The 22,361-nt window shown below is 70.9% G+C and carries 8 protein-coding genes; 2 read left to right on the plus strand and 6 right to left on the minus strand.

The annotated features are described in order from the left end of the window. Window positions 1-168 precede the first annotated feature (168 nt). Together ACFFR3_RS34000 and ACFFR3_RS34005 are read right to left on the minus strand one after the other, a co-directional pair. Window positions 169-585, minus strand: coding sequence for a Dabb family protein (locus ACFFR3_RS34000; protein WP_364367767.1), 417 nt, complete (start codon window positions 583-585; stop codon window positions 169-171). Then, complete coding sequence (locus ACFFR3_RS34005) at window positions 582-938, minus strand: hypothetical protein (RefSeq protein WP_364367770.1); 357 nt, start codon at window positions 936-938, stop codon at window positions 582-584. Before ACFFR3_RS34005 ends, ACFFR3_RS34000 begins: the two co-directional genes overlap by 4 nt. Window positions 939-1,060: 122 nt before the next feature. On the opposite strand from ACFFR3_RS34005, the gene ACFFR3_RS34010 reads away from it, so the two are divergent. After that, complete coding sequence (locus tag ACFFR3_RS34010; protein WP_379484467.1) at window positions 1,061-3,706, plus strand: ATP-binding protein; 2,646 nt, start codon at window positions 1,061-1,063, stop codon at window positions 3,704-3,706. A gap of 182 nt (window positions 3,707-3,888) precedes the next feature. Here the strand turns inward: ACFFR3_RS34010 and ACFFR3_RS34015 are convergent, their stop codons facing one another. The 3 genes from ACFFR3_RS34015 to ACFFR3_RS34025 form a co-directional block, all read right to left on the minus strand. Continuing rightward, complete coding sequence (locus ACFFR3_RS34015) at window positions 3,889-6,102, minus strand: N-6 DNA methylase (RefSeq protein ID WP_379484468.1); 2,214 nt, start codon at window positions 6,100-6,102, stop codon at window positions 3,889-3,891. Continuing rightward, entirely contained in the window at window positions 6,099-6,743 is a 645-nt protein-coding gene (locus tag ACFFR3_RS34020; RefSeq protein WP_364367779.1) for a hypothetical protein, read from the minus strand. Before ACFFR3_RS34020 ends, ACFFR3_RS34015 begins: the two co-directional genes overlap by 4 nt. Window positions 6,744-7,082: 339 nt before the next feature. Continuing rightward, window positions 7,083-8,615, minus strand: coding sequence for a hypothetical protein (locus ACFFR3_RS34025; protein WP_379484469.1), 1,533 nt, complete (start codon window positions 8,613-8,615; stop codon window positions 7,083-7,085). A 517-nt stretch (window positions 8,616-9,132) separates the two neighbouring features. On the opposite strand from ACFFR3_RS34025, the gene ACFFR3_RS34030 reads away from it, so the two are divergent. After that, window positions 9,133-11,931 carry an AfsR/SARP family transcriptional regulator gene (locus ACFFR3_RS34030; protein WP_379484470.1) on the plus strand — a complete coding sequence of 933 codons (2,799 nt, stop codon included), beginning with the start codon at window positions 9,133-9,135 and terminating at the stop codon, window positions 11,929-11,931. Between the two features lie 167 nt (window positions 11,932-12,098). On the opposite strand, the gene ACFFR3_RS34035 is transcribed toward ACFFR3_RS34030, so the two are convergent. Next, entirely contained in the window at window positions 12,099-22,349 is a 10,251-nt protein-coding gene (locus ACFFR3_RS34035; protein ID WP_379484471.1) for a hypothetical protein, read from the minus strand. Window positions 22,350-22,361 lie beyond the last annotated feature (12 nt).

Raw genomic sequence — 22,361 nt, forward strand, 5'->3', positions numbered from 1 at the left:
CGTCAGGCCAGATGAAGTGGCACACGGGAATAGGGATCGCGACAGGCCATGTGCGATTGGTGACGCTCACCCCTCGGACACACCAAAAGGGTCCTGGTCACGCACAGACGTGACCAGGACTTTCTGCTTTCCGGGGCGGTACGGCGGAGACCAGGTCGGTCCTCGCGGTCAGCCCCCGTGCGGGCCCGGCGCGCTGCTGCCCTTGTAGGACGCGAGGTCGGACACGAGCTGCGTGAGCGCGCGGTCCTCCGCGTAGCGGCGCTCGTGCAGGGCGGCGATCTTCTCCGCGACCTCCGGGTCCTCGTCGTCGGTGACGTCGAACGACACGAAGTTCTCGACCAGCGGGAGACCGATCTCGTCGGTGTGCCGGTGGGCGGGGTGCTTCAGGTACGCCCAGTAGCCGTCCAGGTCCTTGATCACGAAGGTGGCGCCCCACGCGAACTCGCCGCCGACGTCGCGGCCGACCACGAACGAGACGACCTCCGGGATGACCCGCCCCTGGTTGCGCAGGCTCTCCAGCGCGGCGTCGACCTTGTCGGTGGGGGCGTCGGGCCGCAGCGTCATGCGGACGGTGTGGTAGATCATCGGATTTCCTTTCCTCGGTGTGAACGACGGACCGCGATCGAGGCGACGAGCACGCCCGCGAAGGCCACGATCCCGGTCGATGTGAAGGTGTCCGCGATGCCGGGCACCTCGATCAGGGGCTGTGCGGCGAGCGGCGAGAGGAACTGGCCGAGGAACACGGCGGCGACGAATCCGCTGAGTACCCGGCCGCGGTGTTCGGGCGGCGCCGGCTCGGTGAGCCGCAGGTTCAGGTTCGGTACGGCGAGCCCCACCCCGGTGCCGCCGACGAGCAGGCCCGCGACGACCAGCGTCGCCGCCGCGAGCACGATCGCCTGGGCGGCGCGGGTAGGTGCCTCGCGCACTGCCGTCGACATCAGGGCTCCCCTCCTGGGGTTCGTCCGGGTACGTCCCTCAGACTCACACCGGGGCCGTCCGCCGGCATCGGCGAGAACCACCTACATCGGCGGCATCGGTGATGCGCGATACCGTGGCCACCGTGGGGACAGCGGCTCGGACGATCGTGGGCAGGGACACCGAACGCCGCAGGCTGGACGAGCTGGTCGGGCGCGCACGAAACGGCGAGGGCGGGGTGCTGGTGCTTCGCGGCGAGGCAGGCATCGGCAAGAGCGTGCTGCTGGACCATGTACGGGGCGCGGCGCGCGGGATGCGGGTCGTCGAGGCGTCAGGTGCGGAGTTCGAGACCGAGTTCCCGTTCGCCGGCCTGCATCAGCTGTGCGCGCCGCTGCTCAGTGACGTCGACCTGCCCGAGCCGCTGCGTACCGCCCTCGACGCCGCGTTCGGGCTCGCCGAGGGCACACCGGAGATCTTCCGCGTCGGCATGGCGGCCCTGGAGCTGCTGACCTCGGCCGCGGACGCGCACCCGCTGCTGTGTCTCGTCGACGACGCACACTGGCTCGACGACGCCTCGCTGCGGGTGCTGACCTTTCTCGCCCGCCGGGTCGCGGCCGAGCCGGTGGTGATGGTGCTGGCGGCCCGCCACGGGCTCGACGACCTGCCCGGCGTCGAGCTGACCGGTCTCACCGACGACGACGCGCACCGGCTGCTGGCCGACACCCGTACGACGCTCGACCAGGCCGTGCGCGACCGCGTGCTGGCCGAGGCGGGCGGCAACCCGCTCGCCCTGCTCGAACTTCCCGGCGCGGGCGGCTTCGCCATGCCGGCCACGTCGTCGGTGGCGAGCCGGGTCGAACGCAGCTTCTCCGACCGGCTCGCCGGGCTGCCGCCGGACGTACGGCTCCTGCTCACGGTGGCGAGCGCCGACCCGACGGGCGATCCCGGCCTGCTGTGGGCCGCCGCGGAACTGCTCGGGGTAAAGGCCTATGCCGGTGCGCACGCGGAGGCGTCCGGCCTGGTCGTGCTCGGACCCGGGGTGCGGTTCTGCCACCCGCTCGCCAGGTCCGCCGTCTACCGGGCGGCGGCCGTCGACGACCGGCACGCCGTGCACGCGGCGCTCGCCGGCGTCACGGACCCCGTACGCGATCAGGACCGGCGGGCATGGCACCGCGCCATGGCCGGTTCAGGACCGGACGAGGACGTCGCCGCCGAGCTTGACCGCTCCGCCGCCCGCGCGCTCGCACGCGGCGGAGTGGCTGCGGCGGCGGCGTTCCACGAGCGCGCGGCCGCGCTGTCCCGCGACCAGGACCGCCGCGTGGAGCGCACCCTCGCCGCCGCACACGCCCACCTCGACGCCGGTGCCCCCGACGAAGCCGCCCGCCTGCTCACGACCGTCGCGTCCGACGATGACGCCACCGTGGCCAGGGTGGAGCTGATGCGCGGCAGGATCGCGTTCGTGCGGCACCGCGACGGTGACGGCCCGGCGTTCATGCTGAGCGCGGCCCGCCGCCTCGCCGCGACCGACCCGAGGCGGTCGCGGGACTGCTATCTCGACGCCGTGGAGATGGCCCTGGTCGTCGGCAGGGCGAGCGGTGTCATGGACATGGTGGTCGAGGCGGCGCGCTCGGCGCCGGCGGTGCCCGGACCGCCCGACCTCCTCGACGCGCTGGTACGCCTCGCGGCGGAGGGGCACCGCGCGGCGTCGCGGCCGGTACGCGAGGCCGTCGCCGCGAGTCCCCTGTGGACCGAGCGGCCCGCGCTGGCCGGCATGCTCGCCGTCGAGCTCTGGGACGTCGGCACCCACGGCGTGATCACCGACTGGGTGCTGGCCAGAGCCCGTGAGACCGGGTCGCCGCTCATGCTCCGCCTCGGTCTCGGCATGGCGGCCGCGAGCGCGGTGCACGTCGGCGACTTCAGTGCCGCCACATCGGCGATCGCCGAGGAGGAGGCGGTGGCGGACGCGATCGGGGTGGCGCCGCTGGGGTATCCCCGGCTGCACCTGGCCGCCATGCGCGGCCGGGCGGCCGAGGCCAGGACCATGATCGGGACGTTCACCGCCGAGGCCGCCGCGAGCGGCACCGGGCAGACGATCGCCAACGCCCACTGGGCCGCGGCGGTCCTCGCCAACGGTCTCGCCGACTATCCGGCGGCACTCACCGCCGCCAGGGAGGCCACCCGCCACGGCGACCTGTTCGTCACCGCGATCGCCCTGCCCGAGCTGGTGGAGGCCGCCGCCCGCAGCGGCGATCACGAGACGGCAGAGGCGGCGCTGACCTCGCTCACCGAACGCACGGAAGGCAGCGGCACACCGTGGGCGCTGGGGGTCGGCGCCTACGCCCGCGCGCTGGTCACCGGTGACGAGGCCGACCATCGCGCGGCGCTCGACCACCTGGAGGCGACCAGCCTCGCCCCGTACCTGGCCAGGGCACACCTGCTCTACGGGGAATGGCTGCGCCGCCAGGGCAGGAGACGGGACGCGCGCACCCGGCTGCGCGCCGCCCGCGAGCGGCTGTCGGACATCGGCATGACCGCCTTCGCCGACCGCGCCACCGCCGAGCTGCGCGCGGCGGGCGAGGACGTCCGCGGCCGCACGACGGGCGACACCGACGACCTCACCGCCCAGGAGACGCACATCGCCCGCCTGGTCGCGGGCGGCGCCACGTCCAAGGAGGTCGCGGGGCGCCTGTTCATCAGCCCCCGCACCGTCGACGCCCACCTGCGCAACATCTTCCGCAAGCTCGGCATCACCTCCCGCCGTCAGCTGAGGGAACTGCCCACGCTGCGGTGACCAGGTGGCGAAGTAAGGCGCCGTCCGAACGGGAGGAGTTCTTCGGCTCCTCCCGCTTGGACGCTTCAGCGCACGTGGTTACCAGGAGGACGAGCCCGGCAGCTCGTTCCTCATTTCTGGTTCGGAGTGCATGGTGAGCCGGTGCTACGGCCTTCGTCATCTTGACGAGGGGCCGAGGCATCTTATTCGGGCGGACTGACTCTCCCCGAGGTCAGGAGAGGATAGAGCGAGTCTCGGAGAGCCGCGGTGGCCCGTGCGATCTGCTCATGCGTCGTGATCTTGTCGTCCAAGGCTTGAAGGACACGGCCGATCTCCCCCTGTGCCTCGGCGGGAGGAAGCACCACAGGCAAGGTTCCTAGGACGCGAGTGTTGATGCTGGGAAGCACGCTCCCAGCAGAATGGCGAGTCAGCCAGTCGAGCACCGATGGTGAGTTCAGATAGTCGCTCAGGTATTTCGGGTCAATTCCCTGTCTGGGACGAATCCTGATCAGCCCGGTGCCGCACATCCACCCTTTGTGTGCGGAGGTCACCAAGGCGTGTCGGCCGACCACTCCGGTACGCGTGCAAAGGATGTCGCCCTCCGCGAGCCGATGAGTCTCCAGTTTGCCGGCTGTGCCCTCGTCGATGCGATCGAAGCTTCCTGTGATGCGCCCGCCGACGAGGTTACGCGGTCTGACGACGCCCACAGACCCGTCGTCCGAGGCCCGGGCGGAGGGGCCTGCGGTGAGTTCGCTGATGTCGGCGAGGCGTACTTCCTGCCAGCCCGGCGGCAACTCCTGGACCGGAGGTTCGAGTATCTGAGCTCGGCCGATCATCTGATCCATGACCATGTCCACCCTCGCCGACCGCTCTCCCAGACGAGCCAGCTCACGAAGCAACGTCTCGATGCCTTGACGGCCGTCGTCTGTCCTGGCCGCGGCCTCGTTGAGGGCGTACTTCTCGGGGGTGAGGTCGTAATCATTCTTCTTCAGGTCCGCAGCAGTCACGACGGCGGTGGGCAGCGCCTCGTGGGCGGGGGTCACACCCGCGCGCCAGTCGGTGAGAACCGCGCGAATCACCTCATGGTCCTGCTCCGACAACTCTCGCTGAGCACGCTGTGACAACCTGCCCAGCCCGGTCGCGTCTACCAGGAGCAACTCCCGCTGCGGATTAGAGGAGCGACGCAGAACCCATATCGTGGCGCCGATCGCCGTGTTGTAGAACAGCATTGGAGGCAGTGCTATCACCGATTCGATACAGCCGTCCGCCACCATGGCCTGCCTGATCACGCGCTCGCGTCCCCCGCGGAAAGCGGCTCCGGCAGGCATGACGACCGCGGCACGCCCACCTGGCGCCAGCCGCTCCAGCACGAACTGCAGCCATGCGAAGTCCGCGTTGCCACGAGGCGGTGGTCCATAGAGCCAGGACCTTTCCAGCGCCGGATCTTCCCGGGACCAGCCGCGTAGGCCGAACGGGGGGTTCGCGACGATGTAGGAATAACTGGAGTCGCCATTACCGGGACGACTGAGGACATCGATCGACTGCCTGCCGAGTCGAGAGTCGATGCCATGCAGCGCCAGGTTCATCCGCGCCAGGGTCAGGGCCTCGGCATTGAGACCGTCACCATGAACGGCAAGACCGGGAGTTTGAAGGGCCGCTGTGAGCAGTATCTCCCCCGAGCCGCAGCATGGATCGTAGATGGTCCCGGGCGCTTCGGCGGCGAGGGCCTCCACCAGAACGCGGACGATGGAAGGAGGCGTGTAGAACTCCCCTCCACGCTTGCCTTCCAGCATGGCGAAGCGATCCAGCAGAGTACGGAAGGCGGCGGCGCCACCCAATTCGTCGACAGCGACATCCGCGAACTCGACGAGCTCTGACGGGATCTTCGCATCCACTTGAAAAGCGATCGGCGGCGGCGCGTCGCCGGTTCCGAGCTTGTTGTTGATGGAGGTCATCAGCGACGCCGGATCACTGCGGTCGCCAGTGAGAACGGATGACCATCCATTTCGATCCTGCGCACGCATAAAAATCAGGCTGAGCACCAGATCGCGGTACCTCAGGATGTCATACGCGCCTCTCAGCTGGTCGAGCGTCCGCCACAAGTCGTTCGTCTTGGGACGCTTAGTGCTGACCGGCTGCGCCTGCGGGCTCTGTGCCGCTGGTCCTGCGAGATTCCTGCGGAACCGTTGGCCGAAGGTCGCACCCGACCGCTCGTTCGGCAGGAGCGCGTTGCTCGCGATCCTGCGCTGGTCGAGCCACTCCAGAACCGCCTCGACCTCGAACAGTTGCTCGCCTCCGACGAGTCGCGGCCGTGGATAATCTTCGTGTCGGCGCTCCCAATTGCTAACGGCGGGGCGTTTGACCTCAGCCAGCCGTGCGATCTCGGCTCGCGAGACGAAACCTTGGGGCGAGGTCATCGTCTCGTCCCTTCCGGCCGTCGGGCCAGCACCTCAGGCACCCGGTCAAAGGCACGCAGCCAGCTGGCGAACTGCGGCTCGACATAGCCCAGCAAGGTGTAGATCTTGACATGATCCGCCGCCAGATGACGGTGGTGGATCGGCTCGTGATGCATGATGCGATTACGCAGAAAGACCATGGCCTGCAAGTTGTCGCGTAGCGATTCTCTGCTGCCCGAATAGTACGGGAACGCCCGGTGCAAGGCGGGGACCCACAAGTGCCTGTCGTACTTCCTGCTGAGAAGTGATACCCAGAAGCCGAACGACAGCTCAGTGACCACGTCATCGGCAGAGGGCCGGCGGACGTCCTTCCTGGCCAGCTTTTGCTTGGCGGCAGTGACCTTGGCCGCCTCGGACATGTTCAGAGGCGCCACCCGCCACCAGTCGTCCGTTCCGAACCGGTTCCGCAACTGGTCGTGCTCGGCGTTACGCAGGCAGATCTCCAGGCAGTGCAGCGGCCCGTAGAACGCCTCGGACACCTGGACGTTCCACTGATACAAGTCCCATGCCACCAGGCGATCTCCTGAAAGCGCGCCGAGGTACGGGGCGAAGCGCGGTACCGAGATCACCCGCTCAACCCATCGGGGCAGATCAGTGTGCAAGACGACACCTCCGAAGGCATGGCTGTCATACGGCGGTGCCTCGGGGTATGCTCGAAGTCGTAAGCCCCGGGTCCGCCTCTGCTTCGCATGCCGCCCGGGGCACGGCTTTTTCTGAGCCGTAGCCGTTACACGGCCCGCCTCGAAAGGCTCTCCGCTGTACCCCGAAGGTACAGCTATACGATCATCAACACAAGTGTAGTAAGCCTACAAAAAACTGTTAATCTAACCTCTCCGCCGGTGGGGACGACATGCGTGGCAGGGTTCAACGGCCATCCCCACACCGTCGGCGGCACGCAGTCACGCCCGCGCTTCGAGCAAAGACGACGGCCCAGCCGGCGATCACGCCACCTTGTCACCGGCAAGCAGGGCGTCCATGGCTCGAAGGATGATGTGGGAGGCGTCAGGCTTCGCCAGAGCCAGCGTGATGGATGACGGCCTCCTCGCGTAGTCGGCCGCGGCAAGGCGCTCCGGGAGGTCCGCCCATCCGGGAAGTACGGAGAGGGCACGGGCGAGTCGCTCCAGGCGATCCATCGGCACACCCCTGTTGCGCATCCACTCGAAGTTGATCGACAGCACCGACTTGCTCACGCCGGTATAGATGCTCCACACCGCCGCCTCGTCCTGGCCGGTACTGAACCAGGCAGTGGCTGATGGGTGGACGCCTTGCCCGAAGTAATAGCCGCGGAAAGCCGGATGGCCCTCCGCATGCCGGTACACAGCGAGGAGTGTGTCGGCCACTTCAGGAGGACAGTATTCGTCGAGGGCGTGGAGAAGGCTCTCCTCGGTCCATTTCGACAGCCCCCGGATCACACCCCTGCGTTTCGCATCAGCCACGACCGGAGCCGCCCCCAAAGAGCCGACTTCGGCTGGGGGAATGCTGGGATCCGTAGCCGGCGGCAGGTCACCAAGCGCCTGGAGTATCGCGATCACCACCGACTCGAGTACATCGATGGTCTGCTCGGCCTCCCGCGCGGTGATTTTTTTCTTACGGCGGAAGCTGTCCGGGTCGTGATCAGCAGTGTGCGCGATGTTGTTCCGGCGCCTTGCGATCTCGGTGAGTTGCGCGCGTATCTCATCGGCCGCGATCGGCATACTCGGATCTTGGTCAGTCAGCTTGTCAGCGACCGACTTCCACAGTTTGATCTTACTGACATGGGAGAAGCCCTCCGCGATCTTGTCCGGATGCTGGAAGGTCTTGTACTCGAAGAACCCCTCAAGAGCGGCGCGGAACGCTTCATCCAACGGTTCGCCGTTACGGTGTACTTTTTCTACCAATTCGACTGGCATGGACAGCTTGCTGAAGTTGTTCGGGCGAGGAACTTCTGGCCTCTGTGCGAGGGCTACTGCTCGGTCGATGATCTCTTGAGTGACCCAGTGATCAAGTGCCGCGACCGCCTGGGTCCATGCCGCCCTGTAAAGATCGGTGACATCGAAGGCGCCGACACCCAACCTTTCCAAGTTACGACCGCCGTGCACGAGCTGCCGCGCATAGCCGAGATTGCGTTGATATTGCTCGAACGCGCTGGGAAACTCTCCTGCCCTGAAGAGTCGCCGATTGTGGTATTGACGGCGCAATTCCTGACAGATGACGTCACCCGGGAAGTCCTCCAGCGCCTTGATCCCGTCGCTGGTGATCGACCAGCCGTTCCTCTTGGCCATCCAGCCCAAGGAGGCCGCCTCGCCGGTGCGGAAACCGACCTCGGTCCACCACCGGATCTCGCCATGTGCATCAGGACTCTGCAGGTCACGAGGTATGGCAACGCGTTCGATCACCGCATCGCGTACGACACCGGGGGGCACCGCGCCCCCGGCTTCACGCAGCACCTCCAGAGTGACGCGGAAGATCGGCATGATCTGTTCGGTGAAGGACACTCGGCACACCTCTCCATGTTCGGTTATCGGTCTCGGTCAGCGGCGGAAATACTCATGCTCCTCAATACACGGCCTGCTGACAGGGTACGGCCATCGCACGCACGGATAGGCGGCGAGTGCGACAAATCCCGTGCTCCACAATTCCATGGCTCCAGCGTGATTCGTGAGATAGGGACGCCTGGCCGTGCGCTTTGTCTGGATGCGCATATAAGCTCTCATAACAGGCGAATGTGGAGCATTAGCCGAGGAATGGTTGTGGACCATGTACGACCAGCGGCGCTCAGCCTTCGGACGCCCGTACGGTGTCGATCGCTGTCTCCGCTCCTGAGCGCTCGCCGGTGCGGGGGCCGCGGCGAGGGGACGCCGATATGCGTGATCTTGTTGCGGAACCCGTGAGGCGGGGTGGACCATGTGCGTTCGGTGGCGCTCGGTCCTCGGCCGCCGACAGCGTGCAGCGCCACGTCTCTGACGTGGCGCTTTCGGCGGAGTGATCGCAGCGGCCCTGATGGGAGGGCGGATGGCCATCGAGTTCCGGTTGCTGGGGAGCATCGAGGCGTACGTGGACGGGTGTCCGCTCGACGTGGGGCCGGCGCGGCAGCGGTCCGTGCTGGCGGCGTTGCTGATCAGTCCCAACGAGGCCATTCCGGCGGATCGGCTCGTGGAGCGGGTGTGGGCGGATCGTGCGCCCGGTCAGGCCAGGGGGACGCTGCGCACCTACATCGCTCGGTTGCGGCATGCCCTCGGCGGCTTCGACGAGGTCGGGATCGTGCGTCACGCCAGCGGTTACATGGCCTGCCTGGAGCGAGGGCTGGTAGATCTGCACCGGTTCTACGAGCTGATCGGCGAAGCCCGGGCCACGGATGACGGGGTGGTGGCCATCGATCTGTTCCGCCGGGCGCTGGCGTTGTGGCGGGGGGAGGCGTTCGCTGAGCTGGACACGCCCTGGGTGCGCACGCTGCGAAGCGAGCTGGAGACCGCGCGGATCGGAGCCGAGCTGGACCTCAGCGACCTGCTGCTGGCCCGTGGCCGGCATGACGAGGTGCTGGCCGCGCTGCACACGGCGGCGGCGGCGCGGCCGCTCGACGAGCGGCTGGCGGGGCAGCTCATGCTCGCGCTCTATCGCGGCGGCCGGCAGGGTGACGCACTCGACCGCTACCAGAGCCTGCGCGACCGGCTGGCCGAGGAGCTGGGCGCCGATCCGAGCCCGCCGCTGCGGCGGCTGCACCAGCAGATCCTGACCGCTGATCCGGCGCTGGACCTCCCGGACGGCAGGTCGGAGGACGGGACGTCGCCGACGCCGCGGCAGCTTCCCGCGCCGCCCCGGTTGTTCACCGGCCGGGAGCGGGAACTGCGTGCGCTCACCGCCGCGCTGGACGACGCGGCCAGGGACGGGACGTCCATGGCGGCCTTCGCGATCGAAGGCGCGGGCGGGATCGGCAAGACGTGGCTCGCCCTGCAGTGGGCGCACGAACAGGCCGGCCGGTTCCCCGACGGGCAGCTGTACGTCAACCTCCAGGGCTTCTCCCCCGGCGCGCAACCCACGTCCCCGGTCGCGGCCGTGCGCGGTTTCCTCGACGCGCTCGGCGTCGACCCCAGCGCGGTCCCGAAAGACTTCGACGCGCAGGCGGCGCTGTATCGCAGTCTCGTCGCGGGCCGGCGGATGCTGGTCGTCCTGGACAACGCCGCCACCAGCGGTCAGGTGGTGCCGCTGCTGCCAGGCAGCCCCACCTGCACCGTGGTCATCACCAGCCGTAACAAACTGACCGGTCTCATCGCCGCCCACGGCGCCCGCCCGATCATCCTGGACGTGCTCGGCGAGGCCGAGGCGCACGAACTGCTCACCCGCCGGCTCGGCGCGGACCGGCTCGCCGCCGAGCCGGAGGTGGTGCGCGACCTGCTGCGCTACTGCTGCGGCCTGCCCCTGGCGCTGGGCATCGTCGCCGCCCGCATCCTCACCCATCCCGGCCTGCCGCTGTCGGTGTTCGCCGAGGAGCTCCGGGATCACTCGACCCGGCTGGACGCGCTGGACACCGGCGAGGCGGACACCGACGTGCGGGCCGTGCTCTCCTGGTCGAAGCACGGCCTCAGCGCGGACGCCGCCGAGTTGCTCGCCCTGCTCGGCCTGGCCCCCGGGCCGGACGTCAGCCTCGCGGCCGCCGCGTCCCTGGCCGGATGGCCGCCGCCCCGTACCGCCAAGGCGCTGCGGGAGCTGGACGGTGCGCATCTGGTCCAGCAGCACGTACGCGGCCGTCACCGGATGCACGACCTCATCCGCGTGTACGCGTCCGAGCAGGCCCGGCGCGGCCTGTCCGACGACGCCTGGGCCGCCGCCCTGCGACGGCTGGCCGACTTCTACGTCCACACCGCCTACGCCGGCGACCGCCTGCTGCAGCCGCACCGCGAGCCGATCGAGATCGGCGCCCCGGCCGAGGGCTGCCGCCCCGAGCCGTTGGAGGACCAGACGGCGGCGCTGTCGTGGTTCGACGCGGAGCACGACTGCCTGCTCGCCGCGCACCGCATGATGGCCGACGAGGGCATGCACGCCTCGGTGTGGCAGCTCGCCTGGGCGTCGCGCACCTTCCAGCGGCGGCGCGGGCGCTGGCACGAGGAGCTCACCATCTGGCAGGCCGCCCTGGCCGCCGCGGAACGGCTGGGTGACGTCGCCGCCCAGATCGAGGCCCATCGCTACCTCGGCGGCACCTGGGCCCAGCTGGACGGGCACGCCGAAGCTGTGCGCCACCTCGAACACGCGCTGTCCTTGGCCGAGCGCGCCGGCAACACCGCGGCCCAGGCTCACACGCACATGGCCTACGGGTGGGTGGAGAAGGCGCGGAGCGCCGACGAGTCGGCGGTGGAGCACGTCATGCGCGCCTCGCACCTGTACCGGACGCTGGACAACCCCGTGTGGGTGGCGGACGCGCTCGCCACCGCCGGCTGGTTCCACGCCGAGCTGGGCCGGTACGACACGGCGCGCGGGCAGTGCGAGGAGGCGTTACGCATCTATCAGCGGCACGGCGATGTCGAAGGCGAGGCCGACACGCTGCACAGCCTCGGGTACCTCGCCCACCACACCGGCCGTCACGTCGAGGCGCTCGGCCACTACGAGCGGGCCCGCACCCTGTTCCAGGATCTCGGTCACACCTACAACGAAGCGGACGCCCTCGACCGGATCGGCCACACCCAGGCGGCGCTCGACCGTCCCGAACCGGCCCGGCAGTCCTGGTGTCAGGCTCTCGATCTGTACCGGGCCCAGCAGCGCGGCGCCGACGCAGAACGGGTTCAGATTCAGCTCGCGGCCCTCGACGACCCCATCTAGGGCTCAGCCCCCGCGAGGGTCTCTTCACGGCTGGGCGACGTTGACCACGGCGCGTGCCGTCCATGTCGCCGAACAGCTCTCCGGCGGCGCGCCGGAGTACATCCACGCCCTGTGGCGAAGCGCCACCAAGCGGATCTGGCCTGGCTCACCGATGGCTGGAAGGGCTCTCACGGTTTCCGGTTGATCAGCAGGTCGATCCGGTTCGAGGTGCCGCCGGTCTCGGGTTCCTGGTCCTGCTCGCGGCTGAAGAGTCCGTCCAGCTCGTCACCGACCAGGACGGCCAGCATCTCGCCGCCGGACCAGGCGTAGCGCAGGATGCGCAGGTCGTCCTCGGCGTGGATGACGTGGAAGCCGGCGCTCTCCAGCTGCTCCTGGGGGGACTGCCGGCGCTGGGCGTACGTGATGGTGGGGCTCTGCGTCTGTTGCGCGCCCGCCCGTACGTCGCCCATGGGGATCAGGTACGACTCGTCGCTGTAGGAGTCGAGGGTGACCAGCAGGGCCGGACCGCCCTCTGCTCCGGGCTCCACGTCCAGCCGCACGATGCCACGGTCGAAGACCTTCAGCTCTCTCTTCAGATAGAGCACGGGATCGCCGTCACCGGACCGTCCGACGAGCTGCGACACGCCTCTCCAGTACGGACTGGCGCCGAGCCGGCCGCCGCCGGGCCGGTCAGGCCCGGAGGCCGTGGCCGAGCCGGGCAGGAGCCCTGAGATGCCCGCATCGGTGGGCGCCGCCCACGGGAACATGACCGCGATGGCCTGTGGGTCCACGCGCCGCATGTACGTGTTGTCGCCGTAGAAGCCGTGCGCGGCGATCAGTTCGCCGGCCCGGCCGGGGAAGCGCAGCTCGGTGCCGTCGACGAGGTTCGTGACGACGTAGTCGGGGCTGTAGTCCAGCAGGTCACCGTACGGGGATCGCGGGGGGAACAGCGGCATCTCCCGTCTGACCGCGTACCCCTGCCCGCCGATGGTGACGCGGTCGAAGCCCGGCAGCACGTCGTCCAGGTGCCTGATCAGGCGCAGCGGCAGCGCGTGCTGGGCGTGCGTCGCTCCCTGCGTCCGTACGAGGTGGTCGTCGTGCCGGACCACCCCGGGCACGTCGCTCCGCCAGCCCTGCGTGACCTGGTAGGCGAACTGCCGCTCAAGGGTGCGGATGTCGTCGAGCCGGCCGGTCGGCGCGGCGTCCAGCGCGGCCTGGAGCGCGTCCGGGCCGGCGTGCACCACCAGGTCGCGAAGGTGCGGCTCCGCCGGGTGGATCGTCCACTCCGCCAGGGCGTCGCCCAGCCGCACCCCGTCGGCGGAGCCGCCGATCAGGCGGGCGCCGCGGGCGGGTACCCGCTGGTACAGGGTCTCGGGCTGCCCGTCCACGGTGATCGCCAGAGTGGTGTCGGCGCCGGCTCTGATGCGCAGTCCCGCGCCGTCGTCGTGGACGTCATGGAGGTCTTCCTGCCGGGCGGCGGCATCCGTGGTCCGCCGGTACAGCACGACGCGGGAGTCCGCTCCCTGGCGGAGTACGAACGGCCCGCCCTGCCAGAACGGGGTGGCTCCCAGCTGCCGGAAGCCCGGCAGGTGCGCGGGCGAGGCGGCCACCTGGCCGAGCGATTGCTCGATCCGCGCGGCCTCGTCGGCCGCCACGGGACCGGACGCTCTCGGCGAGGCGGCAGGCAGGTCGAGGTAGACCGAGCCGCCCCGGTGGTTGGGGTTGTACAGGCGGCTCCCGGCCTCCTGGCCGGCCGGGACCCGGAGCTGGAAGGGGAGGCCGTTGACCTCCAGCTCAAGCCCGCCGTCGGCGTCCGCGTGGATCGTCGCCGCGTTCATCAGCCGCTGCTGCGACGGGGTGAGGGGGACGCCGGTGTACAGCCCGGTCAGCCGCCGGCCGTTCAGCACCGCGAGGATCGTCGTGGTGCCGTGCGTGAGCCGCATGATCCGCAGCCGGCCCTCGTCGATCAGCGGCTGGAAGCCGAGCGCGCGTAGATTCCGCTCGTTGGCGTTGACGAACCCTTTGGTGGGCAGGAACACGTCCCACATCTTCGCCAGGCCGTGGTCTTCGAAGGACCACCCGGCCCGCGCCTTTCCGGTGCGGTACTCCACGGCGATCATGCCGTCGACCTGGATGCGGGAGATCTCGTCAGGGCTGCCGAGCCGGGCCCACAGGCTCCGCCCGCCGTCACCGAACTCGATCAGCACGTTGTCGCTCCCCACGAACCTGCCGCCCAGGAGGCGCGTTCCCGCGGGCGGGGCCGCGACCGGCGCGGGCAGGACGGGGAGCTCCGGCGCGCGGGTGCCGGGCGGCGTGGTCGCCGCGACGACGGCGACCACGCCGGAAGGGCGGTCCAGGTCCCTGTCGGCGTAGCTGACGAGCTGGTCCAGGTGGCCGTCCGGCAGGCGCTCGTTCAGATGCGTCAGCACGCGGATGATCTGTTCCGGGGAGAGTCGGGCCGGGGATCTCCTGCCTCCGTAGAGGCCGTGCGAGGCGGCCGTCTCCGCGACCAGCGGGTGGAAGGTCAGCCGCTCCCCGGTCGTCACGTTGGCCACCTCGATGAGGTCGTCCGGCGCGGCGGGACCGAGAGGGTTGCCGGCCGGGCCGGACCTGCGCAGCACGCGCGTGTCGTACGCGTGGCCGTCGATCCGGACGCGGGCGCGATCGACGTGACGCAGGACGTGGGAGATGCGGCGCAGCGGCTGGGCCAGGTCGTGGTGGGTCCGCCCGGCTCCCAGCACCAGCGTGTTGTCCCTGACCAGCACGTCGCGCACGTCCTCTGCGCGGCCGAGCAGGCCGTGCTCGCGCAGGCGCTGCTCGACCTCGGTCCTCGGCGTGCCGTCGAAGAGATCGAGGTTCGCGATGACCGCGTTGTCGTTGACGCCGCCGCGGGCGAATCCGGTCGGCTCGTTGACGACCTCCGTCCGTCGCATCCCGGGCAGGTCCTGGGAGAGGTCCACGAGCAGGACCTCGGCGTCCACGACGGACGCGTCCTCCAGCACCGTGAACTCCATCCAGCCGTTGTTCACCCTGACGCCTCTGAGCCCGGTCGCCGGATGGGTGAGCGTGCCCAGGGCGGTGGCTCCGGTCAGCAGTCCCGCCAGTCGCTCGTCGCCCACCGGGACGTGCAGCCCGACGAGGCGTCCCTGGGAGAAGGAGGCGATGACGTCCGCGGTGGCGTGGCGGATGCTGCGCAGGCCCGGCTCCTCGTGCACCGTGACGTAGAAGCCCTCCGGTACGCCGACGATGCCGGGCGGCTGCCGCAGCCGGTCGGCCATCTCCGGCGTGAGTTCCGCCGGTGGGACGCCGCGCAACCGCGGGCCGCCCGTCTGCTCGACCCGGAACCACCCATCGCCTTGGAGCACGTGCAGGACGCCGTCGAGGACGTGCACGCCGTGGATGCCGCGAAGGCGCAGCGGGCGGTAGAGCCGGAGCGTCCCCTCATCCCGGTCCCTCGTCGCCACCCAGCCGTCGCCTTCCTTCCACGCCTCCTCGTTCATCTGCCAGGTCGCCGGCGGGGCGAAGGGGGTGAGTGCGGGCCGGTCGCCGCCGGGCGGCTCATCCCGTGCCGTGTTGCGCGCCGCCGGCGCCGGCGGCGGACCGCTGATGGGCGGGCGGGTGGCGGGGCCGTCGGACAGGATGATCCGCCGCTCCTCGGGGACGAACGTGACGTGGAGCCTGGTCCCCGGCTCGGCCAGCACCTGGCGGAGGCCCGCCTGCCACGTGATCGGCCCGAGCTCGCGCGCGCCCGCCACGTCGAAGTCGAACCGGTAGCGCACCGTGCCATCGGGCACCCTGGTCGCGGGGTGCGCCGCCTGGGCGGTCACGAGCATGAAGGCGTCCAGCATGAAGTCCGGCACGGCGGTCCACGCGCTGAGCTCCTGCGGTGTCAGGTCCAGCCAGAACGAGACCGGATGAGCCAGGCGCGGCAGCAGCCGCCACGCGGCCCACATCTCCGCCACCGAGCCGTCGATCGAGCCGTCGATCGAGCCGTCGATCGAGCCGTCGATCGAGCCGTCGATCGCGCCCCGTCCGGAGCCCGGCGCCTGCCTGATCGCCGCGTTGACCTCCGTGTCGTGTCCGGCGGTGAAGGCACGCAGCGCGACAACGCCCTCGGGCCGGGTGGCGAAGCCGGGTGCGTACCGCCGGATCAGCTCCGGGTCCGCGGCCTGCAGGTCCCACAGGCCGCTCACGAGCCGGTCGAACTCGGTGACGGACAGCCACTCGCGCACGTCCTGCCGGGTCGTCGCGTCGATGCGCGCGTACCGCGTCTCTCCGCTCGCGGTGCGGGCCGCGGCGTGGGCCAGCAGGGCGCCGCTGAACAGGAGGTGATCCCCCGTGGACAGGGCCTGCGTGATCTCCGGGTTTCCTGAGTTCAGCGCCTCCAGCGCGCTCTCGTACACGCCGCGCCGGCCGCCGAGCCGGAACTCGGCCCGCCGCATGGCCGCCTGGCGGTCGCGGGTGCGGGCGTCGTACAGGGCCTCGAGCTGGCCCAGTTGCCGGAGCCGCAGGTCCGGCAGGCCGGTCCAGCCCATCTCGATGGCAACCTGCCGGCCCCTACGCAGCGCCGTGTCGCCCGGCTGCCACCCAGGCGGCGGTTCCGCCGTACGGGTCTCGGTGCCCGCCGTGGACGCGGTCTCGGGGAGGGCCTCCGCCACCAGCGTGGCGAGATCGTAGCCGGACAGGTACTGCCCGGGCGCTCGCGCCGCGAGTGCCTCCCCGATGCGCTCCGCCACGACCGCGAACCGGTCTCCCGCGTGGCCGAGGGCGATGTGGGGCGAGTGGTCGGCCGCCGCGGCGAACAACTGGGCCACCTTGACGACGGCGCGCGTGCTGTCCATGTCGCCGAACAGCTCTCCGGCGGCGCGCCGGAGCACGGCCACGCCCTGTTCGCCCGGGTAGCGGTGGCCGCCGGTGAAGCGGAACCATTCGACGAAGCGGGCCAGGCCGTCCACGTCCAGGACGGAGAGCCGGTCGCGGCCCATGGCCTGGGCGATCATGCGGAGGAAGGCGTGGGCGCGTGGCGGGGCGCCGTCCTGGTCGGTGACCAGCTCGACCAGCGCGCGGATCCTCCTGAGGTCGGCTCCTCTGAAGGGGAACTCGGGCGAGGTGCCGTACATGGCGGCGGCGGTGGAGAGCAGCGCGTCCGTGTAGGCGAGGTGGTGCCGGGTGAGGTCGCCGACCGTGACCTCGCGGTGCACGGCCGCCATGCGTTCGAGCCGCAGCACGTGGTCGAAGAACTCCCGGCCGTGGGCGGGGAAGGCCGCCAGGAGCTCGCGTACGTGCTCGGGCAGCCGGATCGTGTCCGGCGTGGGCGTGGCCGGGCTCATGGTCTCGTACGGGACGGCGGGCTCGGCCTGGCCCCTGGCGACCGGCAGCCGGCGCGGCCGGGTCTCCGTCCGCGCGGAGGAGAGGTCGAAGGCCCCGGGACGCATCGCGCCGGGGCGCCGCTGGACGGTGACCTCCATGGTCTCGGCCAGGGCCGACAGCGCCATGAGGTGACGGTGGCGAATCCCGGCCCTGGCGGGGAACGGGCTGCCGGACACGTCCGAGACGGAGTCCTCGGCCCACCAGAGCCGCTCCGAGCCCATGAAGCTGGGATCGCGCCGCACCAGGGTGCCGGCGAGCGTGCGCCGGTCCTGCTTGGCCGCCTCCATGTAGTCGTCGTCGAAGCCCAGATGGTGGCCGAGCTCGTGGGCGGCGAGTGCGAGCCCCCAGCCGGCGTAGAGGTGCTCGGCGTTGGGGCGGGCGCCTGGGGTCCTGGGGTGGAAGGTGACCCTGGGCTCGTCGCCCTGGGCCGGCACGAACCGCAGCCTGACGTGCAGCTGGGAGCCGTCGCGGAGGCGGTGCTGGTGGTTGTAGTAGACGTCCACCGCGTCCAGCATGTTCGACTGCTCAAGGAGCAGCTCGGCCTCGCTCATGGCGGGGTCGGCCGCGTACCGGAGGATCAGGGTGAACTCCGTGACGGCGTGCGTCGTGCCGGCCTCGTCCACCACGCGCAGCGAGCGCACCTCCAGCCGGGACCTGCTCCGCTCCCACGGGTGCCGTTCCTCGACCTCCTCGCCCGCGTACTGGCGCAGTCGCGCCCACTGTGACGCTCTGACCGCCTGGCGCGGGTCCAGGGAGTAGGCGTTGCCGTCGCGCAGGACGTCCAGGGTGCGTTCGTCGTGCAGCGGCAGCAGGGGTGGGCGCGTGTCGGGGTTGAGGTCGGTGCTGCGCGGTTCCGGCGCCGGAGGGGCGGGTGCCGGCGTGGCTGGTGTGGGGGCCGGTGTGGGGGCCGGCGGTGGTTCTGCCAGGGTGCGGAGCCTGTCCAGGCGCTCGCGGCCGGCTCCCTCGGGGACGCCCTCGGTGAAGGTCGCGAGGACGGCGTCGAGTCTGGCCCGCAGCTCGGCTCTGGCCTCGGGGGTGCTCGCGGTCCTGTACTGGCGCGACAGCAGGCGGAAGACGTTCTGGCGGGCGTTGTGCGAGGTGTCGCGGCCGTCCGGGTGGCCGGTCAGCGCCGCCATCGTGGTGCGCGGGGCGGTCAGCTGCTGGAAGACGTCGGAGACGACGGCCAGGACGGTGGGAGCCGCCTGGTCGGGCGCGATCCTGGCGGCCAGGCGTACCCGGTCGGGAGCCTGCGCGGTGCCCTCGCCCAGCTGTACGTGGCTCAGCGCGGCGCCGTCGACCGGCCCCACCTCGAAGGTGATGTGCCGGTCGCCGATGAGCAAGGTGGTGTCGTCCACCCAGCTCCAGGTCATGGACCGGCTGCCGAGGTCGGCCGGCTCGACCTCGGCGTCGAAGGCGGCGCGGGCCTCGGCGACGGTGAGGTCGTCCAGCGCGGCCCGCCTGCCGTCCGCGACGAACCAGTCCCCGATCGGCCGGACCTCGACCTCCCGCGCAGGCCGTGGCGCTCGCCACCCGGCCGGATCCGGCCGGTCCGGGTCGTGGTGGAAGGCCACCGCGCCGGTGGGCAGCCCGGCGAAACCGGCGCGTCCTCGCGGGCCGCGCACGGGTGACCCGGTGAGCGGATCGACCGGGTTCTCCGGTGCGTACGCGGTGGCGCCCGGGCCCGGGGTGTCGCGTGCCACGGGGGCGGCGGTCCGTGCGTTGGTCACGGCGCTCTCGACCAGCTGAGCCAGGTCGTAGCCCGACAGCTTCGTGCCCGGCTCCCTCGCGGCGAGCGCCTCGCGGACCGCGTCCACCACGACGCCGAAGTGCCTGCCCACCTCGCCGTACGCCATGGACGGTGAGAGCTCCGCCACGGACGCGAACAGGTGCGCGACCTCGACCACGGCCCTTGTGCCCTCGACGTCGCCGAACAGCTCACCGGCGGCGCGCGTCAGCGCCTTCACGCCCCGCTCGCCGGGGAAGCGCTGGCCGCCCGTGGCGCGGTACCACTCGGCGAAGCGCGACAGCCCTTCCACGTCACGGATGAGGAACCGGTCCACGTCCATCGCATCCGCCAGCTGACGGACGAGGGTACGGGCGTCCGGCACCGCGCCGTCCTGGTCGGCGACCAGCTCCAGCAGAGCACGGAAGCGGGTGAGGTCGGGGCCGTCGAAGGCGTGGTCGGGCACCGCGTTGTACATGGCGACCGCCGTGGAGATCAGCGCGTCGGTGTAGGCGAGATGGTGCCGGGTCAGGTCCGCGACCGGGACGTCCCGGTGCAGGGCCGCCATGCGGTCGAGCCTGAGCGCGTGCTGGAAGAACTCGGGCCCGCTGACCGGGAACCTCTCCAGCAGGTCGCGTACGTGGTCGGGCAGCCTGGTGCTCTCCGCCGTGGGCGCCGGCAGGTGGATCGTCTCGTGCGGCACCGCCGGACTCGCGGGACCGGCGACGACCGGCAGGTCGCGTGACACCGTCGTGGTCCGATCGGTGCGCCGGCGGCTGTCGCGACGCCGGGGGACGGTGACCTCCTTGGTCTCCGCCAGGTCGGAGAGGATCTCCAGGTGACGCGGGCGCAGGCCGACCACCGCTGGGAACTCGCGTCCCTGGTGGTCACGCACGACTCTTGCCGATGAGGGCCAGAAAGGCCGGTCGGCGCCCATGAGGGTGCGATCCCGCTGGACGTAGGGGGCGGTCAGCGTGCGCCGCCCGTATGCGGTCTCGTCCACGTAGTCGTCCGGGAAGCCCAGATGGTGGCCCAGCTCGTGAGCGTAGAAGGTGATGGCCTGGCCGACGGCGAAGTGGGCGTAGTCGGGTCGTCGCCCGGTGTCGGGGGCCAGCAGGACGGCGGGCTCGTTCCCCTGGGCCTCCACGAGCTCCACCCGCAGGTGCAGCTGGGAGCCGTCGCGGAGCCTGTGCTGGTGGTTGTAGAACAGATCGATGGAGTCGAGGAGGTCCGACTGCTCCTTCAGCAGTTCCTCCCTGCTCAGGTCGGGAGCCCTGAACCGGACCCGGAGGGTGAACTCGGTGATGGGGTGGGTCGTCCCCGCCTCGTCGGTCACGTCCATCAGGCGCACTTGGAGCAGCGACAGCACTCGTTTGCGGTGCTCCCGCTCCTCGACCACCTCGCCGGGGAACCGGCGGAGGCCGGCCCACTGCGATGCCTTGAGCGCCTTCTTCGGGTCGATGGCGTACGCGTTGCCGTCGCGCAGCGCGGCCAGGGTCCGCTCGTCGTGCTGAGGGAGCAGCGGTGGCCGGGTGTCGGGGTCGAGGTCGGTGTTGCGGGGCCCGCCCTGCGCGGCCGCGGCCGGACCGTCCGGACGGTGACTCGCGGCCTGTGCGTGCCGGCCCGCGGCCGGGTCGTCCTGCGACGGGCGGTCGGAGTCGGCCTGCGTGGACAGGTCCGTGACAGTCACGGGGGGTGCGGCCGTGACGTCGGCTGTGGCTGCGGTACGGCCGTCCGGCTCGGCTTGGGCGCGCTGCTCGGCTTGGGCGTCCGGCATGGCTTGGGCGTTCTGCTCGGATGGAGCGGGTGCGAGGGGGGTGGCGGTTTTCGGCTGGGGCGTGGTTTGGCCCTCAGCGGGCTGAGTCTGGTTCTGGGGGTGCGGCGGGGCCTGGTGCCGGGCCGGAGCGCTCGGGTGCTGGACGTCGGGAGCCGGCGACATGTGCGGCGTCGGTGAGGTGGGGCGCGGCGAGCGGTCGCCGTTCAGCAGGCGCTGCAGGTCACCGGTGGTGAGCCGCTGCTGAAGGGTGTCCGTGACGTCGCGGGTGGTCTGCACCGAGAGGTCCGGCGTGGCCCACTGGTGCGGGACGACCTGCGGCGGCGCTGTGGCGGCCGGCCGGGGCCCGTCCGGCGACGGTCCGGTCCCGTGCGTGGCCGGGCGGTACCCGTCCGTGGTCGTCCCGGCGAGGTGCGTCCCCATGCTGGCGGCGTAGTTCGACAGGGTCGTGGTCGGGCGGACGGCCGCGCCCATGACGTGCACGTTGAACGGGCTGTACGTGTTCGCCCGGAACCCGCCGGCAGCGGCGGCGCCCACCAGCGACTCCAGGGTGATCCGTCCGGGATCGCCGTACACCAGGACCCCGGCCCCGACCTGGCCCGCCACGGAGCCGGGCACGTTCGGCAGGGCAGTGGCGAGCACGGCCCTCGGATAGCGCTGGAACGCGGGCAGCACCCCGGTGCGGGCGCCCGCCGTCCGGTACAGCGTGCCGATGCCGGGCAGCCGGTCGATGTACCCGGCCATGTGGCGACCGAGCCAGACGCCGGTCGCGGTGCCGATGACGGTGCCGACGATGATGGCGTTGGTCAGCTGCCAGTCCCACTCGTCCCGCAGCCCCTCCTTGATCTGGTCGCGCTGGGCCTTCAGGCTGGCCAGACCTTCCAGGAGCTCTTCTGGCATCTCCGTCGCGAGCTCCAACGCGAGGAAGCGGCTGCCGGCGCCGGCCGCGAGCACGGTCCGGCCGGCGCCCGTGGCGGGTCCCGCGCGGCCGGCGACGAGCAGCAGCCGGCGCAGCAGCAGCTGGGCACGGACGCTGCCCAGCTGCGCGGACAGGCGTACGACCAGCGCCGCGAAGGGGCTGCTGACGGCCACGATGCCGAGCGCGGCCGCGGTGACCGACACCCAGAAGGCGATGTTGATCGACCGTTTGGTGAAGTCGGCCTCCAGCGCGAAGGAGGCGAAGTGCTCGGCCAGCTGCGCGGCCTGGTTCGCCTTGGCGACGACGCCGGTTTTGTCGTCGAACTGCCGGCGGATGACCGTGAACGCGGGCGGTTTGGCCGGGGAGGTGTATCCGGCGTCGATGGCGCCGACGGCGGTGCCTGTCTTGTCCACCGCGTCGCCCATGGTGGCCGCCAGGGAGTCGAACAACTGGGCCGCCCGGCCCAGCTCCACCGTCCTGGTGTCGGCGGGCCACGGCTCGCCCGCCGTGAACAGCGGGATGAACGTGTAGTTGACCCAGTCGGGCAACGCCGACGTCTCCCAGGCCGGGCGTACCTCGGTGGTGGGGACCCGCCGGAGCGGCGCGCCTCTGCCTGGGACGTAACTGGGGTTGACCGGTTTCGTTGTCGCCATCCGACGTCGCGC

The organism is Nonomuraea salmonea (assembly GCF_042428605.1).
Lineage (GTDB): Bacteria > Actinomycetota > Actinomycetes > Streptosporangiales > Streptosporangiaceae > Nonomuraea > Nonomuraea salmonea.